A 9,304-nucleotide genomic window follows, 5' to 3' on the forward strand; every position below is an offset into this window, starting at 1 on the left:
TGCCCTCGGCGGGCCATTCGATGGAGCCGGGCCTGATGCCCGCAGCTTTCATGGACGGGAAGCAGCGAAAACAGGGATACAGACCCTGCGGTACGACCGGATCACCGATGCGGGCAGCCAACTCTGCCCAGCGCAGCCGCTCCCAACCCGGGCCAGGGTGCTCGTCCCGGCCCTGGCTGCGGTTCACCGAATCCTTGGCGGTTGGCCCGCGCTCGTACATGCCGCCGAGCACCCAGGCGGCGTCGGGCTTCCCGGGTACCTCGTAGCCGGTGAGACCGTCGTCCTGGGTGAGCCCGGCGAGCCAGTCGGTCTCGGAGGCGGGGGCGAGGGACCACAAGGCCAGGATGTCGTCGGGCATTCGGCCAGGCTACGGGCCCGCACGCGACGAGCACCGCGCCCCGGCACACCCTCCCGGTCACAGCACTAGCCGACTGATAGAGGACTGCCGGTCACTCTCCGGAACCGCCGCAATCGAACAGCACCAGGCACTGGCGCCTCCCGAGTGGTGAACATCTGCTGCCGGGGCGAGGGGCCACCTCTGTCTGAGCCGCGAGTCGTCCGGCGTCATTCGTAAACAAAGGACCCAACGGCGGACGGCGGGTGCCCTCGACTTGTGGTCAGCGCAGCTGGGATCGGTGCCAGGCGGCCATCTGTGCCTCGTGGGCGGCATCACGGAACTGTGCGGATCGCCAGCGGAGCGCATCGAAGTCGGGGTGCTGACGCCACGGCAGGGTGACCAGCCACAGCTCGGTCCAGTGCCGGTCCTTAACCTCCAGAACCTCACGAGAACCATCGTCGTACTGGAACGCCTTGCGCAACTCCTTGAACTTCCGTTCCAGCATCATGTCGAGGCACTGAGCGGTTGCGTACTCCAGGCTGCGGAACTCATGGCGCTGGCGTACCTCTTCGATGCGCGCCTGGAAGAACGCATGCAGGGCGTCGACGTCCCCGCAGGTGAGTTCGCAGGTGTAGCGGAGCGTCGTCGTAGCAGTGACTGGCACCAGGGGGGTCCCCCTACTCTTGGCGGGATAAGCGCTGATCAGACATTATGACCCGTTTTGTCACGGTGGACAGCGCACATTATCCAAGCCAAGACGCCTCGGTCCGCGAAATCTGGAAACCCGTCAAGGTGAACCTGACCTTGCCGAGAATCAAGCCTGCCCTGACGAGAAGTGGCAGTAAAGGTAGCCTCGATTCGGTCATTCGTCAGGAACTACCTGACGTGCTCGCACTGTCAGGGCTAGCCTGACGGCATGACCGACACCACTCCGGCACCGGCCGTGCTGTCGCCGCGCGACGAGGCCCGCGTCTCCCTCGCGTTCACCGCCGACAAACTCGGCGAGCTCGCCTACGCCCTCATGCCCGTCCACCCCGACGCCCCGCGGGGTGAGCGGCTGCGCCAGGCCCTTGCCCTGAAGGAACGCCTGGACACCCTGATCGAGCGCGCCGTCATCGTCGAACGGGAGGAGGGCACCACCTGGACCCAGCTGGCCGGCGCCGCCGGCATCAGCAAGCAGGCCGCCCACGAACGCTGGGCCGGGGCCGTCTCGGCCTGGGCCGCGCACGGCCGTACCGCGCTCGGCCGCAACTCCCCCTACGCCACGCTCGATACCGCAGCCCGCCTCGATGAGGTGTACGCCCGCCTGCACCCGGACCACCCGACGGACGCGGTGAGCTCCGGCCTGGACGCCGTCCGCTTCCCCGGGGCCGAGGCCGCCGAGAACGCCCGCCGCGAACGCGCCGCCGCCCTGCACGCCCAGCTCGACACCCTCGGACACCAAATCAACGACCGAGCCACCGAGTTCCGCAGGCTTACCGATGCCGCGGCGTCCGACTCCTCCCGGGCCGAGGCCCTTCGGGCCCAGGCCGACCTGACGGACCAGGCGGCCGCACTGTATGAGGAGCTCACCGGCGCCGAACCGGAACTAGCCGACGAGCACCGCGCCCGCAGCGAGCGGTGCCGTGGCGACGCCGCCGGGGACCGCGAGTACGCCGCCCTGCTCACGGCCAAGGGGAGCGCGTAGCGCACCGCCCCTCTGCCCGCACCCCACCACCACAAACCGACCGGAAGCAATCATGAGGCTGGCCCTCGGGCAGCTTCACCCCCGGCGCTGGGACGGGCACCGCTGGTGAAAGATCAACTCCGCAGCACCCCACCACAGGATGGCCGCAGACGCGGCCCCGGAAGGAGCACTCGATGACAGCATCGCTGCGCGCGTACCTGGCCAGCTACGCGGCTGGAGAGGTCAGCCGCGAAGAGATGATCAACACCGTCGCGGCCTGGCCGCTGGAGGAAAGCGAGTTCGACCCCACCCACACCCTGCCGCACCACCAGGACAACACGGCCGACGTCCTGGCGGGAGCGGTGCTCGACGACGAGATCTCCGAGGAGGACTACCGGGAGATCTTCCGCCGCCGGCAGTCCCGCTGACCGGGCGGGCGAGGGGGATTCGACCACGGCATGGACGTGCTGCGCGCGGAGTACCGCGCCCTCTACCGGCACCTGCAGGACCGCTTCACCACCGGGGATCTGGCAACCGGCCCCGCCGACACCTACGGCCGACACCACCAGGACGGAGAATGGACGGAGGGACGGATGCGGCTGCACCGCGCGATCCTGGACGAGGCGAAGGACGCCTGCTCGAACCTCCCACGCGACGGCAAGGCGGTGCTGCTGACCTCAGGACCGCCGGGCGCCGCCAAAGGAACGTCCCTGCAGCTGCTGCGCACCCGCCAGGGCGACGACACTGAGCTCGGCCGGGCCCTGGCCCACGCGCACGGGATGGACCCCAGCCAGTACGTGGTGCTGGACTGCGACCAGTTCAAGGAGGCGATCGTCCGCCACGGCGGCGCACCCATCCTGCCCCCGCAGGCCTGCGTACTGCCCGGCGGGCGGCAGCTGGCCCCGGCCGAACTGGCGCCGCTCGTGCACCGCGAGAGCGCCTACCTCCAGGACAGATTCGAAGGATGGGCGCGTAAGCAGGGCTTCAACCTGCTCTACGACGGCGTCATGAGCAATTTCGACTGGACGCGGTCCCTGCTCGGCGACCTGAACCGGGAGGGATACGCCGAGAGGGTCGTGCTGAGCGTCGAAGTGCCGATGCAGACCTCACTGGAGCAGAACGCCCTGCGCTGGCAGGAAGGCCGCATCGCGTTCGACGAAGGCCGGAACGCCTACGGCGGCCGCATGGCCCCCGAACCGCTCATCCGCGCCCTGTACCCGCAGGGCGCGGCGGCCTCGTTCTCCGTGGCCCGGGCCAACGCCGAGCGGCTCTACGCCGAAGGCGCACTCACCGGCCTGATCGAACTCGACCGCGGCCCCTGGGCCCAGGACCCCGCGCCCGGCCCGCACGCTCCCGCCCTGCAGCACCGAAGCAGCGAGGCGGGCATGCGCGTGAGCACCGCGGCCGCCCGGGCGAGGTCGGTCACCGCCAAGCCGCGCACCAGCCGACCTGCCGCGGGGACCAAGCAGCTGCCCGGACAGGCCGCCGCTGCGGCACGGCAGCAGGACCAACAGCGCGCTCGGGGACGAGGCCGCTGACGGGACAGGACCCCCGCCGACAGCAGCGGGGGTCCTGTCCCAGCCGGTGGCGGCGCCAGCCTCGCTCGTGGCTGGCGCCCTGCGCGGACGGGCGCCCGCCGCCCTCGATCCGCTGAACGAGCAGTCACCTCTGGGCTGAAACCGCGCAGGATTTCGGCCTGCGGCCTCGGCAGCGTTGCCCCGCTCCTGATGGGCAGACACCCACAGGTCCACCGTTGCCATAGACCGGCGAGCCGGGAGCTGCCCAGAAGGGGCGGAGGACAGAGCTTGCGGGGCTAACCCTCGCGTCCGAACCAGCCGTCCTCCCCAGCCCGCCGGACGGCGGCGGACCGGCCCACCTGTAACCGGACCGTCGGCCAGGCGCCTCTGCCTCAAGCCTGCCCAGAGGTTGGGCAAGCCTCCTCTTGCGCGGCTTACCCGTAGCAGTGCTACGCGGCTCGTTCAAGACCCGGACGGCATTCCGTCACAGACGAAACCGCAGGTCACAGCCCCAGGTTAGGTACCGCGATTCCTTGAATGGACCCTCCGGCCCATCGATTCTGAGGTCCACAAGCCGGGGTTGCGCGGCTAACCCGCTCCTCGTCCATCGTGCTGCCGCCACCCCGCGAGGTCTGTCCGTCAAGCGCTCGCGAATTCGTCTCAGTCACCCCTGTCCAGGGGCCTGGAACGGATTTTCGCGAGAACTGGAGGAGGCGGCCGTCACCGCGGACTGTGGCCCCCACGCACCAATCACCTACCGAGGGAGCGACGTTCCATGACCCTGCCGCCGCAGAACACCCCCGTCCCGGCCTTATCCAGGGCCAGTATCAACACGGCGCCTCTGCTGCGCCGCCCGCTCCTGTCCAGTGCGGGCGCTCGCCCGCGACGGGGTGGAGCACGGCCGGCCGCACGGACCGGGCTTGCGGGGCTAACCCTCCGGTCCCGCACGGTGCCGTCCGGCGGCCAGCACGAGACGCAAGCTCTGTCGGCCCGCCTTGCTCCGCCCCTCATCGGCACGTAGAAGAAGGACACCGAGATGTACGACGTACTCACCGGCTGGACGGCGGAAACGCTCGGCGGCCTCACGGTCCTGGCAGCGGTCTTCATCTGGCGCCGGGTCCGTGTGCGCCGGGCCGACCGGGCCGGTACCGCCGCGGCCGCGACAACGGCGGCCGCGGGCCCCGTGCGCACCTACACCCTGCTCGGCGCGAGGGCCGCCGACGGACAGCCCGTCCACCTGCCCAGCAGCAAGCCCGCCGGGACAGCCGTCACCTGGCCCGGCCCTGCCGGCCCCGAACGGTTCGAGCTCACCGACGCGCTCCTGACGGACGGCACATACGCGGCGGAGCGAGTGGAGCTGTACCAGCACCACTGACGGCACCCGGCCCGGCGGGCGGGTGGGGACCGGACAGCAAGCGCTGATCCGGCTCCCACCCGCCGGCTTTGCCACTACCAACCATGCCGGAACAGGCAACTCGTCTCGGAGCGGCGGGGACGCTCGCTGATCAACACCAGCGACCGGGCACCCAGCGACTGGTATCCCCTCTTCCCCAACCCCGTCGTCGCCGAGTCCCTCCTGGACCGGCTCATCATGGCTCCCAGCCGAGGATGTCCGCCATGCTTCCCCGGGCAGCCGGCGTAGCCACCGTTGCGGTCGCCTCGGCCTCCGTCGGCGGTGTCGCGCGTTGGCCATACAGCGAGCTGTGCCGCACACCATCCACTCGACCATCAGACGGCCTTGTTCTCATGCTTGCTCTTCGCCGGGCTGGTGTGCTTCTGCTGGTCGCGGCCATCCCGGTCGTTGCGGTGGTCGGAGGTGTCCGTCTTCTTCTTGCTGTCCGACGTCTTGTGGGAGTTGTGTCCGCGGGTGTCGTCCTGGTCGTGCTTGCCCTTGCCGACGTCCCCCTTGGCGCTGTCCTTCGCCTGTTCGCGGAGCTTGCGGGTGCGCTCGGTGACGCAGGTGTCGTATCCGCCGCACTCCTTGCGCGCCTGCTGGTACAGCGGGTCGGCATTGGACTTACGGGCCTTCTTGTCGGACTCGGCGATGTCCTTGGCGTTCTTCTCGCGGAGCTTGCGGGTGCGCTCGGTGACGCAGGTGTCGTATCCGCCGCACTCCTTGCGCGCCTGCTGGTACAGCGGGTCGGCATTGGACTTACGGGCCTTCTTGTCGGACTCGGCGATGTCCTTGGCGTTCTTCTCGCGGAGCTTGCGGGTGCGCTCGGTGACGCAGGTGTCGTATCCGCCGCACTCCTTGCGCGCCTGCTGGTACAGCGGGTCGGCGTTGGACTTGCGGGCCTTCGCCGTCACCCTGTCGTGCGTCTTGCGCACCTCGATCAGCGTGGGCCCGTTCGCGAGCAGCTCGCCATCGGTGAACTCCTTGCCAGTGAAGGCCCGCCCCATCTGCTCGAACGGATTCATCGCCTCGCGCTCCTGGTACTCGTTGACCAGGCGCTGGGCCTTCGCGGGATCGTTCAGCGCGTCCTGCAGGACCTCCTGATTGTGCCGGTCTGCTTCCTCCCTGACGGCCTGTCCGGCCAGCTCGCCGATCTGCTCGAGCACGGCGCCGCGACCACTGCGAATCCCCGGCCGGACAGGCAGCCGCGGCGGCTTCATGCCGGTGATCGTGGGGGCCTTCGGCGGGATCTTCGTACTGTTGATCGCCGTCTTCGGCGTCTGCTTGGTGCTGCTGACCGTCGGCGTCTCCGGGGTCTTGGCGCTGGTGGAATCCGGGCCCTGCGTCGGTGTCTTCGGGCCGCGCTTGGCCGGGGTCCCGTCGGCGTCCCCGTCGCCATCGCGGTCTCCCTGAAGCTGCTTGCGCTCCTGTTCGGCTTGGTCAAGCTTCTCGCGGACGCCGTCGATCTGCTGCTGGACCCGCTTCCGGTCGCGGGGTTTCGTGTGCTGGTCCATCTCCCGTTCCAGACGGGCGGCCTTCTCCTCCAGCTTGCCGATCTTCTTGTCCAGGCCCTTGATCCGGGCCGGGATGTTCTCGGGCTGTGTCGCCTTGATGTCCCGAAGCTGGGCGGCGACCTTCTTGTAGTGCCGGCGCGCGCTGGCCAGCTCCTCCTCGGCCAGTTTCCTGTCTTCGGGTGTCCTGGCCTCGGTGACCTTCTTCTTCGCCTCGCCGATCCTGTCCTGGGCTTCGGTCACCTGCTTCTTGCGGCCTTCGAGGGTCTTCGTCTTGCGCTTGCGGAGCTCGTTGGCGTCTTCGAGAAGGGCGGACGGTAGTTCCTTCCACGAAGGCCAGCCTTTCGTCATCTGGGTCAGGATCCGCTTGACGGCAATCTGCTTGATCGACTTCCTGATGTAGTCAGGGGCATGCGGGTCCAGCGCGTCCTCGACCGTGTACTCGATGATCTTCCCGTTGATCTTCGCGATGATCCTGTTCCAGAAGCTGGGCTTGCCGGAGGGGGAGTCAGCCGCCGAAGGCGGGGGCGGGGGCGGCGCGGCCGAGGCCGTGGTGGCGGGGCCGGCCAGGACGAAGCCCAGCGCGGCCACCAGCGCCACGAACGCCAGCCGCCATGTCGTGGGCCAGCGGCGCTGGACCCGGGTCGGCCACGGGAGCGCTGCCCGGTGTCCGTTCTGGCTGTGGTGTGCAGGACTGCTCATAAAGGATCTCCTCACTGCTGTGGTGGTGACCGCCCTCAGGACCCCGGCGCCGGACAGGCGTCGGCACGACGGCGTGCGGCGGCACGTCACCGGGGGTGTGCGGGGCGGTGAGAAGAGTCTTCAGCGGCTTCCAGCAGCCGGGCAACGGATTGGGCGTCCGGAACGGTCCGGGCCCGTCCGGCCTGGTCAGCACCGGTGTCCGAGGCCGCGCGGCAAGGGGAACACCGAACCGGCGCACGCGGTCCGGGCTTGTCGCGACCGGGACCGTGGGGTGGCCGGCCGAAGTGAACGGGCCTGGTGGGACAGTCCCGGACACCTCACGGAACCAGGGAATCTGGTGGGACGGGAAGCAAAAGGTCGCCAGACTGGCCTCATTCGTCATGTGAACGAGCAGGAGTGGTCATGGAGCCGGCACCCCAGCCCCAGTTAGTAGCGACGGCCGCCGAGTTCGTCGTGCTGCTGCGTCAGTTCCGAAACTGGGCCGGGCTGAGCCTGCGGGATCTGGAGCGACGGGCTTCCAGCACCGGCGAGGCCCTTCCCCGCGCGACGGTCTCCGGGGTGCTCAACCGCACGGAGCTGCCCCGGGAGGACTTCGTCGCCACCTACGTCCGTGCCTGCGGCGGCGACCCGGACACGGTCGAGATCTGGGTATCTGCACGCAGGCGCCTGGCCGTCGCCTCCGATCCCCTGCCGGCCGCGGTTCTTGGTGCCGGGCCGCAGACCAGCGGTACAGCAGCCCAGGAAAATTCCGACCACGATGCACAGCCTGCGCCGCCTGAGCGGGGCCCGTTGTCTGATGAGCAGCACCAGGCTGCCGTTGCTGGTGAGACGTCAGGCAGTGCGGCGACCGCCATGGGCGCGGACGAAACGTTGTCGGGAGAGGCAGCCACCGGGACGGACCGACGCCGCAGGCGGCGAACCGCTCTGGTAGCAGCCCTCAGCGTTGTCGTCGTGCTGTTGCTGGCGGGCGCTGTTACGGGCTTCGTCCTGCTGCCCAACGACGGCCGCGGAAACCAGGTGACCCCGCCGAAAGCCACGGTCACGGTCACCACCACCCAGTCCCCAGCCCCCGACGCCCCGGCGAAGCCGACGACATCCAAGCCCACCGCGCCCCAGGACACCGTTCAGATGCCGTCACCGAAGCGGACGCCGAGCAGGACCCCGGCACCGACGCCACCCGCCGAAGACACCCCGGATCCGGGGCCTTCCGACTCCGAGCCCACATGGCTTCCTGAGGAGCCGGGTCCGAACCCCTCGCCGCCGTCGAATCCGAACACGCCACCGGCCAGTACCAGCACCCCCTTCCCCGAGGAGACCTGCTGGGACGTGACTAACGATTGCCTGTAACCCCATAAGAGACTTGGCTCCGGCTCGCCTCCATCGAACGCGACACCAACGCGGCCTGACCACAGCCAAATCCCCGTCGTCGCCCCGCCAGCTTCCTAGCAGGGCTGGCGGGCGGACAGACCCGCTCGGGCGCGCCAGTAGTCCGCGTCGCGAGGGTCGGCCAGCCATCCAATCAGACGCTCAGCGCCTGCTTGGAAGGCGCCGGGCAGCGAGTTCTCCTCGCCGACGACCAGCCTGAGAGCGCCGAGGTCATGAGTGGCGTGATCGGTGTCGCACCAGCAGGCCACGTTCACCGCCGCCTCGACTGCGAGCTGGCCCAGGCCAGTCCACACCACCCAAAGCTGGAACTCCAGCTGATCGCCGATAGCCGCACGCTCGACGACATCCAGGCCGAGGATGAGCGGCGTCCCCTGCTGCGTGCCCGGGAAGACCGCGTGCTGCACTGCCCATTCCCACTTCGCCCCGTCTCCATCGACGCGAGCCGCATCGACGGCGCGGGCCGCATGCCTCAGGGCTTCCACGTCGGCAGGCGATAGGAGAGGGAAGAGCGTGGTCAAAGGGACGTCGTCGAAGGCACCTCGGCTCATAGGCATGAGTCGATCATCTATTCTCCCCGGCTCAGACAACAAGAAGCACCTTCTCAGAGGTCCCCCGCCACAAGGCTGACCGGTTGCTGGCCACCAAGCCGAGCACGTTCATCTGTACCTGGCTGAGCACTTCAACGAGTACGGCGACAGCGTCTCAGCAGAGGATGTGGCGACGGGTCTTTGCCAGCAGCGGATCCAGCGGACGCCGGCACACTTCACACAGGAGGCTGCCCGCCGGCACCGG

The 9,304-nt window shown here is 69.2% G+C and carries 8 protein-coding genes and 2 pseudogenes; 6 read left to right on the forward strand and 4 right to left on the reverse strand.

The features are described 5' to 3' along the window. A pseudogene (locus ACZ4Z5_RS33005) lies at window positions 1-358 on the reverse strand (hypothetical protein); the annotation flags it as partial. 259 nt (window positions 359-617) lie between these two features. Beyond that, complete coding sequence (locus ACZ4Z5_RS33010; RefSeq protein ID WP_468269915.1) at window positions 618-1,001, reverse strand: hypothetical protein; 384 nt, start codon at window positions 999-1,001, stop codon at window positions 618-620. 252 nt (window positions 1,002-1,253) lie between these two features. Here ACZ4Z5_RS33010 and ACZ4Z5_RS33015 point away from each other — a divergent pair, with 252 nt between their 5' ends. From ACZ4Z5_RS33015 to ACZ4Z5_RS33035, 5 genes and pseudogenes are all read left to right on the forward strand, one after another. Then, complete coding sequence (locus ACZ4Z5_RS33015; protein WP_468269917.1) at window positions 1,254-2,024, forward strand: hypothetical protein; 771 nt, start codon at window positions 1,254-1,256, stop codon at window positions 2,022-2,024. Window positions 2,025-2,197: 173 nt separating this feature from the next. Continuing rightward, window positions 2,198-2,431, forward strand: coding sequence for a hypothetical protein (locus tag ACZ4Z5_RS33020; RefSeq protein WP_468269919.1), 234 nt, complete (start codon window positions 2,198-2,200; stop codon window positions 2,429-2,431). A 30-nt stretch (window positions 2,432-2,461) separates the two neighbouring features. After that, window positions 2,462-3,541 carry a zeta toxin family protein gene (locus tag ACZ4Z5_RS33025; RefSeq protein WP_468269921.1) on the forward strand — a complete coding sequence of 360 codons (1,080 nt, stop codon included), beginning with the start codon at window positions 2,462-2,464 and terminating at the stop codon, window positions 3,539-3,541. 1,015 nt (window positions 3,542-4,556) lie between these two features. Further along, the gene (locus ACZ4Z5_RS33030; protein WP_468269923.1) at window positions 4,557-4,895 is read left to right on the forward strand and encodes a hypothetical protein; all 339 of its coding nucleotides are present in this window, start codon (window positions 4,557-4,559) and stop codon (window positions 4,893-4,895) included. Between the two features lie 96 nt (window positions 4,896-4,991). After that, window positions 4,992-5,111, forward strand: a pseudogene (locus ACZ4Z5_RS33035) (ATP-binding protein); the annotation flags it as partial. 137 nt (window positions 5,112-5,248) lie between these two features. On the opposite strand, the gene ACZ4Z5_RS33040 reads toward ACZ4Z5_RS33035, so the two are convergent. Beyond that, window positions 5,249-7,126, reverse strand: a complete 1,878-nt coding sequence (locus ACZ4Z5_RS33040; RefSeq protein WP_468269925.1) for a hypothetical protein — start codon at window positions 7,124-7,126, stop codon at window positions 5,249-5,251. Between the two features lie 402 nt (window positions 7,127-7,528). Here ACZ4Z5_RS33040 and ACZ4Z5_RS33045 point away from each other — a divergent pair, with 402 nt between their 5' ends. Further along, window positions 7,529-8,473, forward strand: coding sequence for a helix-turn-helix domain-containing protein (locus tag ACZ4Z5_RS33045; protein WP_468269927.1), 945 nt, complete (start codon window positions 7,529-7,531; stop codon window positions 8,471-8,473). Window positions 8,474-8,568: 95 nt separating this feature from the next. Here ACZ4Z5_RS33045 and ACZ4Z5_RS33050 read toward each other — a convergent pair whose 3' ends face one another. Next, window positions 8,569-9,030 carry a hypothetical protein gene (locus tag ACZ4Z5_RS33050; protein WP_468269929.1) on the reverse strand — a complete coding sequence of 154 codons (462 nt, stop codon included), beginning with the start codon at window positions 9,028-9,030 and terminating at the stop codon, window positions 8,569-8,571. Window positions 9,031-9,304 lie beyond the last annotated feature (274 nt).

It is taken from the genome of Streptomyces sp. NPDC030222 (genome assembly GCF_055573115.1).